14 protein-coding genes are annotated in these 15,714 nt (G+C 56.2%); 5 read left to right on the top strand and 9 right to left on the bottom strand.

Features of this window, described 5'->3' with window-relative positions; all coding sequences use genetic code 11:
* Positions 1–2 precede the first annotated feature (2 nt).
* Entirely contained in the window at positions 3–1,001 is a 999-nt protein-coding gene (gene yhjD, locus ACETPC_RS19625; protein WP_380184167.1) for an inner membrane protein YhjD, read from the bottom strand.
* Positions 1,002–1,057: 56 nt separating this feature from the next.
* Positions 1,058–1,957: a LysR family transcriptional regulator gene (locus tag ACETPC_RS19620; RefSeq protein WP_380184166.1), complete on the bottom strand. Its 900-nt coding sequence runs from the start codon at positions 1,955–1,957 to the stop codon at positions 1,058–1,060.
* A gap of 115 nt (positions 1,958–2,072) precedes the next feature.
* On the opposite strand from ACETPC_RS19620, the gene ACETPC_RS19615 reads away from it, so the two are divergent.
* Entirely contained in the window at positions 2,073–2,831 is a 759-nt protein-coding gene (locus ACETPC_RS19615; protein WP_380184165.1) for an SDR family NAD(P)-dependent oxidoreductase, read from the top strand.
* A 50-nt stretch (positions 2,832–2,881) separates the two neighbouring features.
* Here the strand turns inward: ACETPC_RS19615 and ACETPC_RS19610 are convergent, their stop codons facing one another.
* Positions 2,882–3,733, bottom strand: a complete 852-nt coding sequence (locus ACETPC_RS19610) for a PhzF family phenazine biosynthesis protein (RefSeq protein WP_380184164.1) — start codon at positions 3,731–3,733, stop codon at positions 2,882–2,884.
* A gap of 157 nt (positions 3,734–3,890) precedes the next feature.
* On the opposite strand from ACETPC_RS19610, the gene ACETPC_RS19605 reads away from it, so the two are divergent.
* Positions 3,891–4,514, top strand: coding sequence for a glutathione S-transferase family protein (locus ACETPC_RS19605; protein ID WP_380184163.1), 624 nt, complete (start codon positions 3,891–3,893; stop codon positions 4,512–4,514).
* A gap of 4 nt (positions 4,515–4,518) precedes the next feature.
* On the opposite strand, the gene ACETPC_RS19600 is transcribed toward ACETPC_RS19605, so the two are convergent.
* Positions 4,519–5,976, bottom strand: a complete 1,458-nt coding sequence (locus tag ACETPC_RS19600; RefSeq protein ID WP_380184162.1) for a PLP-dependent aminotransferase family protein — start codon at positions 5,974–5,976, stop codon at positions 4,519–4,521.
* Between the two features lie 135 nt (positions 5,977–6,111).
* Between ACETPC_RS19600 and ACETPC_RS19595 the strand changes: the two genes are divergently transcribed.
* The gene (locus tag ACETPC_RS19595; protein ID WP_380184161.1) at positions 6,112–6,696 is read left to right on the top strand and encodes a LysE family translocator; all 585 of its coding nucleotides are present in this window, start codon (positions 6,112–6,114) and stop codon (positions 6,694–6,696) included.
* A gap of 33 nt (positions 6,697–6,729) precedes the next feature.
* Here ACETPC_RS19595 and ACETPC_RS19590 read toward each other — a convergent pair whose 3' ends face one another.
* From ACETPC_RS19590 to ACETPC_RS19575, 4 genes are all read right to left on the bottom strand, one after another.
* Positions 6,730–9,129 (bottom strand): phosphoketolase, encoded by a 2,400-nt coding sequence (locus ACETPC_RS19590; RefSeq protein WP_380184160.1) that lies wholly within the window; start codon positions 9,127–9,129, stop codon positions 6,730–6,732.
* A 269-nt stretch (positions 9,130–9,398) separates the two neighbouring features.
* Positions 9,399–10,997, bottom strand: a complete 1,599-nt coding sequence (mqo, locus tag ACETPC_RS19585; protein WP_380184159.1) for a malate dehydrogenase (quinone) — start codon at positions 10,995–10,997, stop codon at positions 9,399–9,401.
* Between the two features lie 489 nt (positions 10,998–11,486).
* Positions 11,487–12,254, bottom strand: a complete 768-nt coding sequence (tpiA, locus tag ACETPC_RS19580; protein ID WP_380184158.1) for a triose-phosphate isomerase — start codon at positions 12,252–12,254, stop codon at positions 11,487–11,489.
* 109 nt (positions 12,255–12,363) lie between these two features.
* Entirely contained in the window at positions 12,364–12,966 is a 603-nt protein-coding gene (locus ACETPC_RS19575; RefSeq protein WP_380184157.1) for a YiiQ family protein, read from the bottom strand.
* A gap of 93 nt (positions 12,967–13,059) precedes the next feature.
* Between ACETPC_RS19575 and ACETPC_RS19570 the strand changes: the two genes are divergently transcribed.
* Positions 13,060–13,503 (top strand): DUF805 domain-containing protein, encoded by a 444-nt coding sequence (locus ACETPC_RS19570; RefSeq protein ID WP_380184156.1) that lies wholly within the window; start codon positions 13,060–13,062, stop codon positions 13,501–13,503.
* On the opposite strand, the gene fpr is transcribed toward ACETPC_RS19570, so the two are convergent.
* Positions 13,494–14,240, bottom strand: a complete 747-nt coding sequence (fpr, locus tag ACETPC_RS19565) for a ferredoxin--NADP(+) reductase (RefSeq protein ID WP_380184155.1) — start codon at positions 14,238–14,240, stop codon at positions 13,494–13,496. The genes ACETPC_RS19570 and fpr overlap by 10 nt on opposite strands.
* Before the next feature lie 279 nt (positions 14,241–14,519).
* Between fpr and emrD the strand changes: the two genes are divergently transcribed.
* On the top strand, positions 14,520–15,698 hold the full coding sequence (emrD, locus tag ACETPC_RS19560; RefSeq protein ID WP_380184154.1) for a multidrug efflux MFS transporter EmrD: 1,179 nt from the start codon (positions 14,520–14,522) through the stop codon (positions 15,696–15,698).
* The last annotated feature ends 16 nt before the right edge of the window (positions 15,699–15,714 follow it).

The raw sequence follows: 15,714 nt of genomic DNA, 5'->3' as shown, positions 1-15,714 counted from the left end.
GGTCAGGCGGAGGCGATCTGCTCTGGCTCTTCGTCATCCTTATATTGCGCAGTGGCTATCCAGGCGGCGCAGAACAGCGTTAAGCGGGCGAAGAAGTAAAAGAAAGCCATCAGGCCCAGCACAGAGCCGAATGCCGCGCCGGAAGGCGACGAGGCCAGCTTCGGTAGCGTCATAGTCATAATCGCCTTGATGACCTCAAAGCCGATAGCTGCCAGCAGCGTACCGCGGAACAGCGCTTTTTTACGCGGTTTATGGCGCGGAAGACGCCAGAAAATCCACAAAAACAGCAGGTAGTTAGCCAGAATGGAAATCGACAGCGCAATGGTGGTCATCGCCGGGCGCAGCCATTCGATGCCGTCTAACCCCAACGCGCGCACTATCGCATCCTGCGCTGCGCCAGCCACCGAAGTCAGCATAATGGTGATAAACAGCGCCAGTACCAGGCCAATCAGCGAGATAAAATCGCGGGTGTATTTAAAATAAATCTTTTCTTTATCCTGTTCGTTGCGTTCCCAGACATCGCGCGACTGCGCGCGCACGGCCTCGCGTAGGTTGCCCATCCAGCTGATACCAGAATAGAGCGCCACCAGCAGGCCAGTAATTCCTACGGTGGTACGCTGCTGCACCGCTGTTTTAACCGTATTTTTTAGCGTAGTCGCCAGTGTAGGATCGCTGATGCTGTTAACCATTTTATCAATCAAATCGGTCAGCAAATCCTGATTGGAGGCGAGCACGAAGCCGACGCCGGCAAAGGACACCATCAAAATAGGGATCAGCGAAAGAAAAGAGAAATAGGTAATCGCCGCGCCGAACTGGCTGCCCATACGGTCGGTAAAACGTTCTCCGGCGCGAATAAAGTGCGCCACCGCCGGGATCGCCTGGAACCAGCTTACCAGCCGGGAAACACGCGTGATCGACTTATCAACGGTTTTATTGCCGGTTTTGATATTAATCAGCGGTTTGTCTTCCGCTGCTTTCTTTACGGGTTGGTTTTCCTTCATGAATCCTTCTTCTTGTCCTTCAAGTGCATGGCGTAAAACAAATTATAGCCGGGCGATCAGGCAACGTAGTGTTTCATTGCCTGAGTTAGCCACTCCATAAAGACCTGCACCCGGCGTGTCAGGTTGCGGCGATGCGGATAGATCAGCGAAACGGGCATCGGCTCCGCCCGAAAATGCGGCAGCACTTCAACAAGCTTTTTCTCTTTTAGCACCTGTTTTACGCCGCGTTCTGGCACCTGAATAATGCCTAATCCCGCCAGACAGGCCGCGCGGTAAGTCTCGGTACTGTTGACGGTTACCGTGCCGCCGGTCTGAATATAACGGCAGCGCTTGCCGTCGAAAAATTCAAAGCCTGTGGGCTGCACGCCAATTTGCTGGCTATAGTGCACCATCGCATGCGAAGCCAAATCTTCAAGCGTTGTAGGCGTGCCAAAACGCGTCAGATAATCAGGGCTGGCGCAGTTAATCAAAGTCAGCTTGCCCAGCGGTCTTGCAATCAAGCCGGAATTTTCCAGTGCGCCAACGCGTACCACGCAATCGAAGCCTTCGCGCACTACGTCTACGCGCCTGTCGCTGCTGCTCAGCTCCACTTCAATACCGGGATAGTGCTGCATAAAATCGGGCAATTTCGGCAGGATATAGTCGCAGGCCATGCTAACCGGCATATCCACCCTTAACTTGCCGCTCAGCGTAGCGGGATCGTGCTGAAACAGCGAATCCATTTCATCCAGCGTCGCCAGCACGTCACGGCAGCGCTCGTAATAGATCAAACCATCCTGAGTTAACTGCACGCGCCGCGTGGTGCGGTGCAGCAGCCGCACGCCCATCGCATTTTCCAGCGACTGTAGCTGCCGCGAAAGGCTGCCTTTAGGCAGGCCCATGCTTTCAGCCGCGCGGGTAAAGCTCTGCATTTCAGCTACTCTGACAAAAACCTGCATTGCGTGAATTTTATCCATTTATGCGCTCATTGTTGTTATCAGTGAAACAGTGAAGCGTAGGTAAGGACATTTATATATCGGTTTGCGTGCAATATCCTGTTTTTTATCCACAGTGAAACTGAAGGAGTCTGAAATGAGCCATAAAATTGCAGTGATTACCGGCGGCAGCCGGGGTTTAGGCCGAAACGGCGCTCTGAAACTGGCAGAAAAGGGCATCGACGTCATTTTCACCTGGCGGAGTAAAGAGCAGGAGGCACAGGCGGTAGTGAAAGAGATTGAGGCGCTGGGTGCCCGTGGCGTGGCGCTTCAGCTGGATACAGGCGATATCCAGGCTTTCCCCAATTTTGTCAGCGAAGTACAAAAGCAGTTAAAAACCCACTGGCAGCGAGACAGCTTTGATTATTTATTGAACAATGCCGGAACGGCGCTGCACGAGCCTTTTATTTCCACTACGGAAGCGCAGCTGGATACGCTGATCGACGTGCATTTTAAGGGGCCATTTTTCCTGACCCAGCAGCTGCTGCCGCTGATCGCTAACGGCGGCCGTATCCTGAATGTCTCCAGCGGTCTGACGCGGTTCAGCCAGCCAGGTTCCGGCGCCTATGCCGCCGTTAAAGGCGCGATGGAAGTTTTAACGCGTTACCAGGCTAAAGAGCTGGCGGCAAGGGATATCCGGGTGAATATTCTGGCGCCTGGCGCTATCGCCACGGACTTCAGCGATGGCAGAGTGCGGGACAATCCGCAAATCAATGAGTTTATCTCTTCGGTAACGGCGCTGGGCCGCGTGGGGCTACCGGAAGATATTGGCAAGGTTATCGCTATGCTGTTCAGTGAAGAGAGCGGCTGGATCACCGGCCAGCGCATTGAGGCTTCCGGCGGGATGTTTCTTTAATCGGCTAAAAGTGGGAAGCGCGCCGCTTCCCACTTCAGCAAGGGCGGAAGCTAAATATGAATAGCGCCATCTATTACCGTAACCGTTTGGCCGCCTATCCAGGCGGTGCCCGCCGCCCAGCTAACGCTTAATCGGCCTGCACGCTGTAGCGCGGTGCCCTGACGCACGCGATAGTCCAGCTCGACGCCCTGCGCCTGTAGATAACGGGCAAGGCAGGCATTGGCGCTGCCGGTGACAGGATCTTCGCACAGTGAGCCGTTCTCCATCAGCAGGCCGCGTACTTCATATTGTTCCTCGGCGTCCTGCAACGGGCCAAACGGCATTACGCCAGTGACGCGGGCTTTTTTCAGCAGTCGTTCAAATTCTGTGATGTTGGGTTTAATCGCCAGCACCGCTTCGGCGGAGAGCATCGGCACCAGCAGAAAACGGATCCCCATATCCGCAATCATTACCGGCAAACGGCTTTCGAAAGCATCGCTGTTCAGCGCGCTGCCAAGCGGCGCATCGCTAAATTCCGTCAGCGTCGCTTCGGGTGCGGCAAACGCCAGCGCGCCATCATCGGCTATTCTGACTGTTACCAGACCCAGCTCGCATTGCTGCACGATTTGGCCAGGCGTTTTCAGGACGATCCCCGCTTCCAGCAGCGCATGCGCGGTGCCCAGCGTGGGATGACCAGCAAAGGGCAGCTCGCCGTCCGGGGTAAAAATTCGTACCTGATAGTCGGCGGCGGGATCGGTAGCGGGCAGCACAAAAGTCGTTTCCGATAAATGCGTCCAGCGGGCAGTAGCCTGCATCTGTTCCGCGCTAAGATCCCCGGCATCCAGAATCACCGCCAGCGGGTTGCCGTTCAGGGGAGAAGAGGTAAAAACATCGACCTGTTTAAAAGCGCGTGGCTGCGTCATCGTCATCTCCTTTGCATTAGAATTCTTTGAGAGTATCAGGAATTTTCACGATCGGGGCGCTGAATAGATGCTATTTTCAGGACTGGTAGCGCCGTAAACAGTTTGCGCTGTAGCGGGTAGCATTAGCTTAAACCTGAACCAAAAAAGTGAAGGAAATATGCTGAAAATACTGGGACGGGCCTCGTCTATCAATGTCAGAAAAGTACTCTGGACCTGCGAAGAGCTGGGCGTCGCCTTTGAGCGGGAAGAGTGGGGCGAAGGCGATAAATCGCCGCAGGAGGCCGAATTCAGAGCGTTAAATCCCAACGCGCTGATGCCGGTTATTCAGGAAGCTGATTTTGTGCTGTGGGAGTCCAACGCCATTATCCGTTATCTGGCAAACGCTTATGACGGCAGCTGGCTCTATCCGCAAAATCCACGCCTGCGCGGCCTGGCCGATCAGTGGATCGACTGGCAGGCGACCGAGCTGAATACTTCCTGGCGCTATGCGTTTATGTCGCTGGTGCGCCATTCGCCCGCGCATCAGGATCCGCGCCTGCTGGCCGCCGCCTGCAAAGGCTGGGCGTACACCATGGCTATTTTAAATCAGCAGCTGGAAAAAACCGGCGCTTTCGTTACCGGCGACAGCTTCACGCTGGCCGATATTCCCATCGGGCTGTCGGTGAATCGCTGGTATGAAACGCCGATGGAGCATCCGGAGCTGCCGGCGGTGCGCGCCTACTATGAAAGGCTGACAAAGCGCAAAGGCTACGCGCACTGGGGACGCAACGGCATGCCGTAAGGGGTCAGGCGATACCGGGCGCGATGCCGCTCATTTCGCAGGCCAGTTCTCCGGTTCGCTTCAGCGCCCAAATATAGCGCTCGTCAAAATGGTAACAGCAGGTCAGCCTGATTGCGCTATTGCAGCGGTCACTCAGGGTATAAAGCGCGCCCGGCGTCAGACAAATTTTCTCCTGCAGCAGCCGATGAAACAGCTCAATGCAGTCAATTTGGCCTGGCAACTCTACCCAGAAAATAAAGCCGCCGCTGGGCAGCGTCGCCCGGGTTCCCTGCGGAAAATGGCGGGCGATGAGGCCACGCGCCTCGTCCACCAGGGCGGCATAGCGCCGACGCATGGTGCGCAGATGGCGATCGTAGCCGCCAGATTCCAGAAACAGCCCAAGCGTTTCGCTTAGCAGCTTAGATTCGGTCAGCGACGAGACCGACTTCAAACGCGCCAGCTCCTGCGAGAAGCGGCCTGCGGCTATCCAGCCTACGTGAAAATCGGGTGCGACCGTTTTGGTAAAGCTGGCGCAGTGCAGCACCCAGCCATCCGTGTCGAAAGCTTTAACCGCCGGCGACAGCGGCCAGCAAAATTGCAGCTCGCCATACAGCCCGTCCTCCAGCAGCGGCACCTGATACTCATTTACCAGCTTCGCCAGCCGCTTTTTGTCTTCCAGCCGCATGGTGCAGCCCAGAGGATTCTGGATGGTTGGCATCGCTACTATCGCCTGAATGCGCCGTTCGCGTAGTACCAGCTCCAGCGCGTCCAGCGACAGACCATGCTGCGGATCGGTAGGCAGTTCCAGCACCTTCAACCCTAAGCTGGCGAGCAGCGGGAACAGATAAAAATAGGTGGGCGTTTCCAGCCCGACACAGTCGCCGGGTTTGGTAACGGCGCGCAAGGCCAGCTGTAACGCCTCCATACAGCCGTGGGTGAGCGTAATATCCTCGGCGGTAAGCGTCATGCCCAGATCCGCCACGCGACGCGCAATTTCGCGGCGCAGGCGCTGGCTGCCGGGCGGCAGGGCATAACGGCCGATTAGCGCGGGATCGCGCCGCAGCAGCGAAGCCATAATGCGGCTAATTTTTGCCGTCGGGAAAAAATCGCTGTTTTGCGGGCAGGCCAGCGAAAGGTTGACGTAGTCAGGATGATTCTGCGCCGCAAAAACGGTATCGATCAGATCGAGTTTCTCACTGCTGGGCGAGCGTACCTGATTGCGATGGTTATCGCGCGCTTTTACCGAAGGCAGCACGCCGCGCACATAGTAGCCGGACTGCGGCCGTGCCTCTATCAGACCGCGATCTTCCAGCAGCCGGTAAGCCGTCAGTACGGTATTAATGCTGACCTGATGGCTCGCGGCGCAGCGCCGCACGGCCGGAAGGCGGCTGCCGGGCAGCCAGGTGCCGTTGTGGATAGCCTCCGCCAGCGTGGCGGCAAGCTGGTGATACAGCGTCTGCTCTTGCGGATCGAGAATGGTCACAGTTTTGCCTCCGGCTGGGGGTACAGTTAAACAACTGGCGCGATTGTATCCATAACAATATTGGTTTTCTGAATCTGTTACCATCGCGGCATGCAGCTTACCATGCTCTTCTCACTCACAGGCAGGAGAGCGGCCATGCTCGATCCCTCTTTTTTCAGTTACGTTACCGTTATGTCGATTACGCCCGGCCCGAATAATTTGATGCTCGCCACCTCCGGCGTCAACTTCGGTATGCGTCGTACCATGCCGATGATGTTCGGTATCACCTTAGGCTGCGCTTTACAGATTGCCATCGCAGTACTGCTGCTGGACAGTCTGCTGCTCTGGATGGGCGCCATTCGACTGCCTTTGACGCTGCTGGGCTGCGCTTATCTGCTGTGGCTGGCATGGAAAATTTTTCGCGCCGATGCGCCAGAGCTCCGGGAAAAAGCCAGGCCGGTAACGCTCCTGAGCGGTGCGCTGTTGCAGGTAGTTAATCCCAAGGCCTGGCTGATGGCGACAAATGTGGCGCTGATCTACTCCACCAGCAGCGGTGTTCTGCCCTTGATAAGCGGGTTTGTGGTGCTGAATCTGCCCTGTATTCTGATTTGGGCCATGATGGGCGACAGGCTGGGCAAACATTTGCAGGTCGCCTGGAAGCGGCAGGCGTTTAACAGCGTGATGGCGCTGTCGCTGGTAGTGACGATTGGCTGGATGCTGGTGGAAGTGCTGAAGCCTTAAAAAGACAGGGCGGCCCGCAGACCGCCCGCCCGGTTAGTCGCCGACCTCGCCGCCGCCTTCCTGAGACGGCCACTTCCAGTCCCGCACTTCAGGAATATCCTCGCCGTGCTCGCGTACCCAGGCATGGTGCGCGGCCAGTTTCTCCTGTAGCGCATCCAGCACGTCGGCAGCTTTCTCCTGCAAGCCCGGCACGCGCAGAATCGCTTCCTGTGCCAGATGGTAGCGGTCAAGCTCGTTCAGCACCGTCATATCGAAAGGCGTGGTGGTAGTGCCTTCTTCAATAAAACCCCTGACGTGGAAATTAGCGTGATTGTTACGCTGGTAGCTCAGACGGTGAATCAGCGCCGGATAGCCGTGGAAGGCGAAAATGACCGGTTTATCACGGGTAAAGATCTCATCGAACTCTTGTTCTTCCAGCCCGTGCGGATGCTGCTCGCGGGTTTGCAGCGCCATTAAATCCACTACGTTCACGACGCGAACCGACAGATCAGGCAGGTACTGCCGCAGCAGATCCACCGCTGCCAGCGTTTCCATGGTCGGTACATCGCCCGCGCAGGCCATTACCACATCAGGCTGTTTGCCCGGTTTCTCATTGCCCGCCCAGTGCCAGATGCCCATGCCTTTCTCACAGTGCGCTACCGCCTCATCCATCGTCAGCCACTGCGGCTCCGGCTGTTTACCGGCAATAATCACGTTAATGCGATCCCAGGTTTTCAGGCAGTGGTCGCCGACCCAAAGCAGCGTATTGGCATCCGGCGGCAGATAAACACGGACAATATCGGCTTTCTTGTTGACTACGTGATCGATAAAGCCGGGATCCTGATGGCTGTAGCCGTTGTGATCCTGACGCCAGACGTGCGAGGAAAGCAGATAGTTAAGCGAGGCGATCGGCTCACGCCACGGCAGCTTGCGGGATACTTTCAGCCATTTGGCATGCTGGTTAAACATCGAATCGATAATGTGGATAAAAGCTTCATAGCAGTTGAAGAGACCGTGGCGGCCGGTCAGCAGATAGCCTTCCAGCCAGCCCTGACACTGGTGCTCGCTAAGGATCTCCATGACCCGACCATCCGGCGCGAGCTGGACATCGTAATCACGGATCGCTTCCATCCAGGTGCGGTTAGTGACGTCAAACACTTTGCTCAGGCGGTTAGAGGCTGTTTCATCCGGGCCGAAAAGACGGAAGTTATCGGGATTATCGCGGAAGATAGCGCTTAAATAGCTTGCCAGCACCGCCGTGGACTGCTCCTGCGTTTCACCGGGTTTACCAACTTCTACGGCAAACTCGCGGATATCCGGCGTATTAAGCTCTTTGCGTAGCCGACCGCCGTTAGCGTAAGGCGTTGCGCCCATGCGCCTCTCGCCCTGCGGTGCCAGTGCCTGGAGTTCAGGCTTAAGCGCGCCCTTATCATCGAAAAGATCGTCGGGCTGGTAGCTTTGCATCCATTCCTGTAGCAGCTTACGGTGTTCATCGTTTTCGCGGCATTCTGAGACCGGCACCTGGTGCGCGCGCCAGAAACCCTCTACCTTTTTGCCATCCACCGTTTTTGGCCCTGTCCAGCCTTTAGGGCTGCGTAGCACGATCATCGGCCAGGCCGGAACGCTTTCGCTCTGATTGCCCTCGCGCGCCTGCTGCTGGTAGTCGCGAATGCGGTCGAAAGCGTAGTCCAGCGCGTCGGCCATCTGGCGATGCATCAGCATAGGATCGTCGCCGCAGATAAACAGAGGCTCATAGCCATAGCCGCTAAACAACTGGCGTAAATCACTGTCGCTGCTGCGGCCCAGCAATGTCGGGTTAGCGATTTTGTAGCCATTAAGATGCAAAATTGGCAGCACCGCGCCATCCCGCGCCGCGTTTAAAAACTTGGTGCCGTGCCAGCTTGCGGCCAGCGGGCCGGTTTCTGCTTCGCCGTCGCCGATCACGCAGGGCACGATAAGATCCGGATGATCGAAAGCGGCGCCAAAGGCGTGCACCAGCGAATAGCCCAGCTCGCCGCCTTCATGAATTGAACCGGGCGTTTCCGGTGCCGCGTGGCTGGGAATGCCGCCGGGGAAAGAAAACTGGCGAAACAGGCGCTGCATGCCCTGGGCATCCGCGCTGATTTTCGGATAAATTTCGCTATAGGTGCCTTCCAGCCAGGTATTGGCCACCATGCCTGGCCCGCCATGACCGGGGCCGCAGATATAGAGCAGATTAAGGTCGCGCTGGCGGATAATACGGTTCAGGTGCGCATAGATAAAGTTCAGCCCCGGTGTGGTTCCCCAATGTCCTAACAGGCGAGGTTTAATGTGCTCAGGCCGCAGCGGCTCGCGCAGCAGAGGATTATCCATCAGGTAAATCTGCCCAACCGAAAGATAGTTGGCGGCGCGCCAGTAGCGATCCAGCAGCGCTAATTCAACATCGGTGGCGGAATGGGGTGAAGAAGTGTCCATCTGCTGCTCCTTTTCGTTGAGTCAGCTAAAAGCATAGACGGCTGAGGGAGTTGTGCAGCGAGGGAAAGGAAAGGCGGAAAATTTCCGCCTGAGACTGCTGAACCTGAAGCGATGGAGGGCCTGTGGAGCACAACGGGCCATGGACGGCCCGTACTGAGCTGCCATGGAGGGCGCTTTTTGCGTCTTTGCGGAAGACACAGGCCCTCCTGAGCCTACACCGGCATATTTTGTTATCAAACTTCAGGCGGAAAATTTCCGCCTTTAAAAGACTATTTGCCGATAACGGCTGCGCCGGCCACGTCGGCTTCGTCGTTAGCTGCGGTGAACGGCGAGTAGTCGAGTTGCAGAATACGGCTGGTTTCCGCCAGCTGATGTTCGGTCGCGGCCACGTTGCCGTTCAGCTTCTGGCCGTATGACGGCACCATCGCTTTCAGCTTCGCCTGCCATTCTGGCGTCGCCATATTTTCCGCAAACACTTTGTTCATCAGCTCGATCATAATAGGCGCCGCTGTAGAAGCACCTGGCGAAGCGCCCAGCAGCGCAGAAATAGTGCCGTCCTGCGAGGTCACTACTTCGGTGCCCAGCTTCAGCACGCCGCCTTTCTGCTCATCCTTTTTGATGATCTGCACGCGCTGGCCCGCTTTAACCCGACGCCAGTCCTCTTTTTTCGCTTCCGGGAAGTATTCCTGTAGCGCTTTGCAGCGATCTTCATCGGTCAGCATCACCTGACCAATCAGGTATTTCACCAGGTCGAAATTATCCAGCCCGACGTGCACCATCGGCTTGAAATTTGAGGAAGTCATTGAGCCGAACATATCCCACAGTGAGCCCTGCTTCAGAAACTTCGTCGAAAAGGTGGCGAACGGGCCAAACAGCAGTACCTGCTTGCCGTCCAGCATGCGCGTATCCAGGTGCGGCACGGACATCGGCGGTGCGCCCACGGAAGCTTTGCCGTAAACCTTGGCAAGATGGCGTTTTACCACTTCCTGGTTTTCGGTCACCAGGAATTCGCCGCCAACCGGGAAGCCTGCGTAGTCTTTAGCTTCCGGGATGCCCGTTTGCTGTAACAGCGTCAACGCCGCGCCGCCCGCGCCGATAAAGATATATTTAGCGCGGATAGTTCTCTGGCGGCCATTGTTTTTCAAATCGGCTACGGTGACGTTCCAGCTGCCGTCGTCATTACGCTTAAAGCCGCGCACTTCATGGCCGGTTTCCAGCGTGAAATTAGAACTTTTTTGTAGCGAAGCCACCATCTGGCGCGTGATTTCGCCGAAGTTCACATCGGTGCCCGTTGTGATGCGCGTAGCGGCTACAGGCTCTTTCACGTCGCGGCCTTCCATCAGCAGCGGCACCCACTCGCGGATCTGCTCCGGATCTTCTGAATACTCCATGCCGCGGAACAGCGAACTTTTTTGCAGCGCCGCAAAGCGCTTTTTCAGAAAGGCTACGTTATCTTCGCCCCAGACAAAGCTCATATGGGGAACGGTATTGATAAAAGTATGCGGATCGCGCAGCACGCCTTTCTGCACCAGATGGGCCCAGAACTGGCGGGAAAGCTGGAAGGCCTCGTTGATATCGACCGCTTTTTTAATATCGATCGAGCCGTCTTCTTTCTGCGGCGTATAGTTCATCTCGGCCAGCGCGGCGTGGCCGGTGCCTGCATTGTTCCAGCCGTTAGAGCTCTCTTCGGCCACGCTGTCGAGGCGCTCGATCATGCTGATGCGCCACTGCGGCTCCAGCGCCTGAAGGTAAGTTCCCAGCGTGGCGCTCATCGCGCCGCCGCCGATCAGTAATACGTCTTTTTCTTCATCTGCCGTAGCGGCTTTCGCAAAGCCCATAGCGGCCAGAACTCCTGCTAATTTTGGCATGAGGCGACTTCTCCGTATGCTGATAAATCAACATGGTGAGCAGGTGAAACGGCGCCGGTTTCTGCTGAACCTGTTGGCCGCTTCGTAAAATACAGAGCGCTTCCATCACGAAAACGGATGATAAGTGCGCATTAAGCGTCCTGAAAATATACCATTGTTATGCATCAATTAAAAAATTGTTTAAAGATTAAAAATAAGAATGTTGGCCTTGCGTGGATTAGTAACGGTGATGATAAAGCGGTCAGGAAAGCAGCTATACGCGAAAGATCACAGTTCTTACAGTGGGTTACGGAAAGGTGGTGCGGAAGAAAAAAACAGCAAAAAGGCGAGAAAAGCATCAAAAACGGTTTAATAAATCCTGAGCATAAAAAATTTTCTGTCAACGAATAACAGTCGGTTTGTTATCTGTATGTTTATATTTTGTTAAATAAGGGCAAGCAAAGGAAGGGAAGGCAAAAAACCTGCCCCGTCACCGGAGCAGGTTCTGGATCAGGCGTTCTTCGCCGCGGCGGCAGCCTTGACGATAACGGCGAAGGCATCTGCTTTCAGCGAAGCCCCGCCAACCAGCGCGCCATCGATATCCGGCTGGGCAAACAGCTCGGCCGCATTTTTATCGTTTACGGAACCGCCGTACTGAATGATGACCTGTTCGGCAACAGCGGCATCTTTTTTAGCGATATGGTCGCGGATAAATTTATGTACGGCCTGAGCCTGCGCAGGCGTAGCCGATTTGCCGGTGCCGATGGCCCAGACGGGTTCATAGGCGATAACCACGCCGTTGAAGGCTTCCGCGCCCTGAGTTTCCAGCACTGCGTCAATCTGGCGTGCGCAAACTTCTTCAGTTTTGCCCGCTTCGTTTTCCGCTTCGGTTTCGCCGATGCACAGCACCGGGATCAGGCCAGCCGTTTTCAGTACCGCGAATTTTTTGGCAATCAGCTCGTCGCTCTCTTTATGATAAGTACGACGCTCGGAATGGCCGATAATAATGTACTTCGCGCCCACGTCTTTCAGCATCTCGGCGGAAACTTCGCCGGTAAAGGCGCCGGACAGGTTAACGTCAACGTTCTGCGCGCCCAGCACGATATGGCTGCCTGAGCTGGCGTGTTTCGCCAGATCCAGATAAATCGCTGGAGGGGCAATGGCTACGCCGCAGCCATCGACGGTGCTCAGCTCATTACGCAGACCGGCAATCAGCTCATTGACCATCTGTTTGCTGCCGTTCAGTTTCCAGTTACCCATTACTAACGGATGTCGCATTCTATCCTCCACGCTTAGCGCGATACGGTTTAATTACCCTGCCTCAGCAGCGTTGTCTGCCGGACAGTATAGAGATCAAAGCCTTTTAAGGCTTTGCTTTTCGTCATCTTTAACGCGGGTCGGTGGCGCGCATTGCGAGTTTTATCGGCTCAATGGCGAAGGTCAGGCCTTTCTCGCCGTTATCGGCCACCACATAGCGCAGCGCGCCTTCCGTCTGGGCGTAATAACGCGAGCCTTTGCCTTTGCTTAACAGCTCGTCCAGCCGTTTTTGAGCCTGCTCCGGCGTCAGCGTCGGTTCGAAAAAACGCGTTAGTGCGTTCATATAGGCCAGCGCTTTTTCCCGCGCGGTTTTCTCTTCCGGGCCCGGTACCGGCAGCCAGGTGATCTGTAAGGTTTTGATCTTTCCAGTTCCTTGCTCCAGCGCAGTGGAAGAGTAGAGATTTTCATTGATCTTGCTGGCGGCACGGGTCAAATTACTTTTATCGCCGCGGCTGTCCGTCGCCCGATATTCAGCAATCTGTAACCCAGGATTGATAGCGTTATACTTTTCGCGAAACTGGCCGATAGTCATATCAAAGGTTGGCGCGCCCGCCAGCAGCCAGGGCGCCGTGGGCATATGTTCAGCGCGCTCCTGGGGATCGGCCTCGGCCCGAACGGGCGCGCTAATTAGCCAGACCAGTAACATGAAACCCGTGAACATTGCTTTATTCATTATCTGAAGCTCTAACCAGTATGTTTAATTCAAGATTAAAACGGACAATGACTGGCAAAGTCAAAACCTGACGCTGTTTCTGAGGAAGAAAATATGACCTTACAAGCCTGGTGTTTTTCCTGGCGCGGCAGGCTGGGGCGACGCGATTTGTGGATTTGGCTGACGCTCTGGCTGGTATTGCTGATGCTACTGTTTACCCTGGCCGCGCGCGGCTGGATCAGTACGCAAACGGCCGCGTTTTGCGTTGTCTGCCTGCTGTGGCCCTCCAGCGCGGTAGTGGTGAAGCGCCTGCACGATCGCAATAAATCGGCCGCCTGGGCTTTGCTGCTGCTGGTGGCCTGGATGCTGCTGGCGGGCAACTGGGCCGCGCTGCCTGCCGGCTGGCAATGGACGCTGGGGCGCTTTATCCCTACGCTGATCCTGGTGACCATGAGCCTGGAGCTGGGCGTCTTTCGCGGCAGTAAAGGCGAGAACCGCTTTGGTAAAAGCACGCTGCAGGTGAATTACTTTGGCCGCGGCACGCCAGATTACCAGTAATGCTCGCTGGTCATATGGCCCGGTTTGCGTTTCAGATGCTTGCGCATATCGCGCGTCTCTTTTAACAGCTGCTGCGTATCTCTGACCATCTGCGGGTTGCCGCAGAGCATGATGTGGCTCTCCTGTGCCGTCATCGGCAGGCCAACGGCGGCTTCCAGCTCGCCGCTGGCGATCAGCGCGGGCACGCGGCCGGTCAGCGAGCCTGGCGCTTCTTCACGGCTTACCACTGTCTGAATACGCAGTTGGCCCTGGTAGCGCTGCTCCAGCTTCTGCATCAGCGGCAGATAGCTCAGATCCCGCGCGTAGCGGGCTGCATGCACCAACACGATATTGTCGAAACGCTCAAGCCCTTTGCCTTCCTGCAGAATAGAAAGATAGGGGCCGATCGCTGTGCCGGTCGCCAGCATCCATAAGGTCTGGCATTCGGGAACTTCGTCAATCACAAAAAAGCCAGCGGACTCTTTAGTGATCATCAGCGTCTGGCCAGGCTGCAACGCATGCAGGCGCGGGCTGAGTTTGCCTTCCGGCACCGTGACCAGATAAAACTCCAGGTTTTTATCACTCGGCGCGTTCACAAAAGAGTAGGCGCGCTGTACACGTTCGCCGTCGACTTCCAGCGCCAGCTTAGCGAACTGCCCGGCGATAAAAGGATCGATAGGCGCGGTGACGGTGATGCTGAACAGGCTTTCCGTCCAGTCGCGTACCTCTATAATGCTGGCGTTGACCCATTCGGCCATAGTGCGCTCCTTAATCAAAACGGATGAACTACCTTATCTTCGCTACGCAACGGCCATTTTGCCAGCCCCGACGCCGCGCAAAGCTCATATCGACAAATCGCCCGCTGGCGTACAGTTTTTGTTACGCCGCTGAACGCTTTTACTGACACTTAAGTAAAGACCATTTTTCAGCGCCCTCTCGCTTTGTCGTTTATTCCTGATATTTTCCTCGCCATTAAAACCTCCTTTTGGTAAATCGCCCTTTTTGCGGGTGATTTAGCCCTTAACCGTGCTGGTAAAATGAAGAAAATTGCAAACGGGCATCTGCTGGTGATGCTGATCGCGCTGGTGGCTGTCGGCCAGATGGCGCAGACAATTTATGTGCCTGCTATGGCCACTATTGCGCAGGATTTCGGCGTGCGTGACGGCGTGGTGCAGCGTGTTATGGCGGCCTATTTAATGACTTATGGCGGCTCGCAGCTGCTGTACGGCCCGCTATCGGACAATATCGGGCGCCGTCCGGTAATTCTGGGTGGATTAAGCATCTTTATGATCGGTTCGCTGGTAGCGCTTGCCGCGCCTACTTTTGATTTACTGGTGCTGGGCAGCGCTATTCAGGGGCTGGGAACCGGTGTAGCAGGCGTAATGGCACGCACCATGCCGCGCGACTTGTATGCTGGCGGCGCGTTACGGCATGCTAACAGCCTGCTGAATATGGGGATTTTGGTCAGTCCTTTAGTAGCGCCAGTCATAGGCGCGCTGCTGACGCATCTGATCGGCTGGCACGCCTGTTTTATTTTCCTGCTGCTGCTCTGTTCGTCAGTGGGAGTAGCGATGCTGCGCTGGCTGCCGGAAACGCGCCCCGCGCCGCTGGAGAAACGCGCGCTTTTTTCCCGCTATCGCCCGCTGCTGGCCGATGGCACTTTTGTGCGCTACCTGGTGATGCTGATGGGCGCGCTGGGCGGTATCGCCGTATTTGAAGCCAGCTGCGGCGTGCTGATGGGCGGCGTATTGGGGCTGAACAGCATCACGGTGAGCCTGCTGTTTATCCTGCCGATTCCGGCGGCATTTTTTGGCGCCTGGTTCGCCGGTCGTGACAATAAACCTTTTCAGCAGCTGATGTGGTGGTCGGTCAACAGCTGCCTGCTGGCTGGCGTGCTAATGTGGATCCCCGCCTGGTTCGGCGTGATGACTATCTGGACGCTGATCGTGCCTGCCGCGCTCTTTTTCTTTGGCGCAGGCATGCTGTTTCCGCTGGCGACCACGGGCGCGATGGAACCCTGGCCCTATATGGCCGGAACGGCGGGCGCGCTGCTGGGCGGCCTGCAGAATCTGGGATCGGGACTGGCGGCCTGGCTGTCGGCGCTGCTGCCGCAAACCGGGCAGTTCAGCTTAGGCATGCTGATGTTCGCTATGGCGCTGCTGATCCTGCTCTGCTGGTTACCGCTGTCGAAAAGGCCCGAGCTGCAGGCGGTTTGATAAAGTGCGGGCCGCC

Origin of the sequence: Pantoea sp. sgz302252 (genome assembly GCF_042610525.1) — a bacterium.
Lineage (GTDB): Bacteria > Pseudomonadota > Gammaproteobacteria > Enterobacterales > Enterobacteriaceae > Erwinia.
The sequence above is the reverse complement of the archived record's forward strand: the minus strand, read 5'-3'. Positions and strand labels throughout refer to the sequence as shown.

Bases quoted from the DNA above. Each gene is read 5' to 3' on its own strand.
- ACETPC_RS19620 (WP_380184166.1), bottom strand. From the start codon at position 1,957: ATGGATAAAATTCACGCAATGCAGGTTTTTGTCAGAGTAGCTGAAATG.
- ACETPC_RS19595 (WP_380184161.1), top strand. From the start codon at position 6,112: ATGCTCGATCCCTCTTTTTTCAGTTACGTTACCGTTATGTCGATTACG.
- ACETPC_RS19615 (WP_380184165.1), top strand. From the start codon at position 2,073: ATGAGCCATAAAATTGCAGTGATTACCGGCGGCAGCCGGGGTTTAGGC.
- ACETPC_RS19570 (WP_380184156.1), top strand. From the start codon at position 13,060: ATGACCTTACAAGCCTGGTGTTTTTCCTGGCGCGGCAGGCTGGGGCGA.
- fpr (WP_380184155.1), bottom strand. From the start codon at position 14,240: ATGGCCGAATGGGTCAACGCCAGCATTATAGAGGTACGCGACTGGACG.
- emrD (WP_380184154.1), top strand. From the start codon at position 14,520: ATGAAGAAAATTGCAAACGGGCATCTGCTGGTGATGCTGATCGCGCTG.
- yhjD (WP_380184167.1), bottom strand. From the start codon at position 1,001: ATGAAGGAAAACCAACCCGTAAAGAAAGCAGCGGAAGACAAACCGCTG.
- ACETPC_RS19610 (WP_380184164.1), bottom strand. From the start codon at position 3,733: ATGACGCAGCCACGCGCTTTTAAACAGGTCGATGTTTTTACCTCTTCT.
- ACETPC_RS19590 (WP_380184160.1), bottom strand. From the start codon at position 9,129: ATGGACACTTCTTCACCCCATTCCGCCACCGATGTTGAATTAGCGCTG.
- tpiA (WP_380184158.1), bottom strand. From the start codon at position 12,254: ATGCGACATCCGTTAGTAATGGGTAACTGGAAACTGAACGGCAGCAAA.
- mqo (WP_380184159.1), bottom strand. From the start codon at position 10,997: ATGCCAAAATTAGCAGGAGTTCTGGCCGCTATGGGCTTTGCGAAAGCC.
- ACETPC_RS19605 (WP_380184163.1), top strand. From the start codon at position 3,891: ATGCTGAAAATACTGGGACGGGCCTCGTCTATCAATGTCAGAAAAGTA.
- ACETPC_RS19575 (WP_380184157.1), bottom strand. From the start codon at position 12,966: ATGAATAAAGCAATGTTCACGGGTTTCATGTTACTGGTCTGGCTAATT.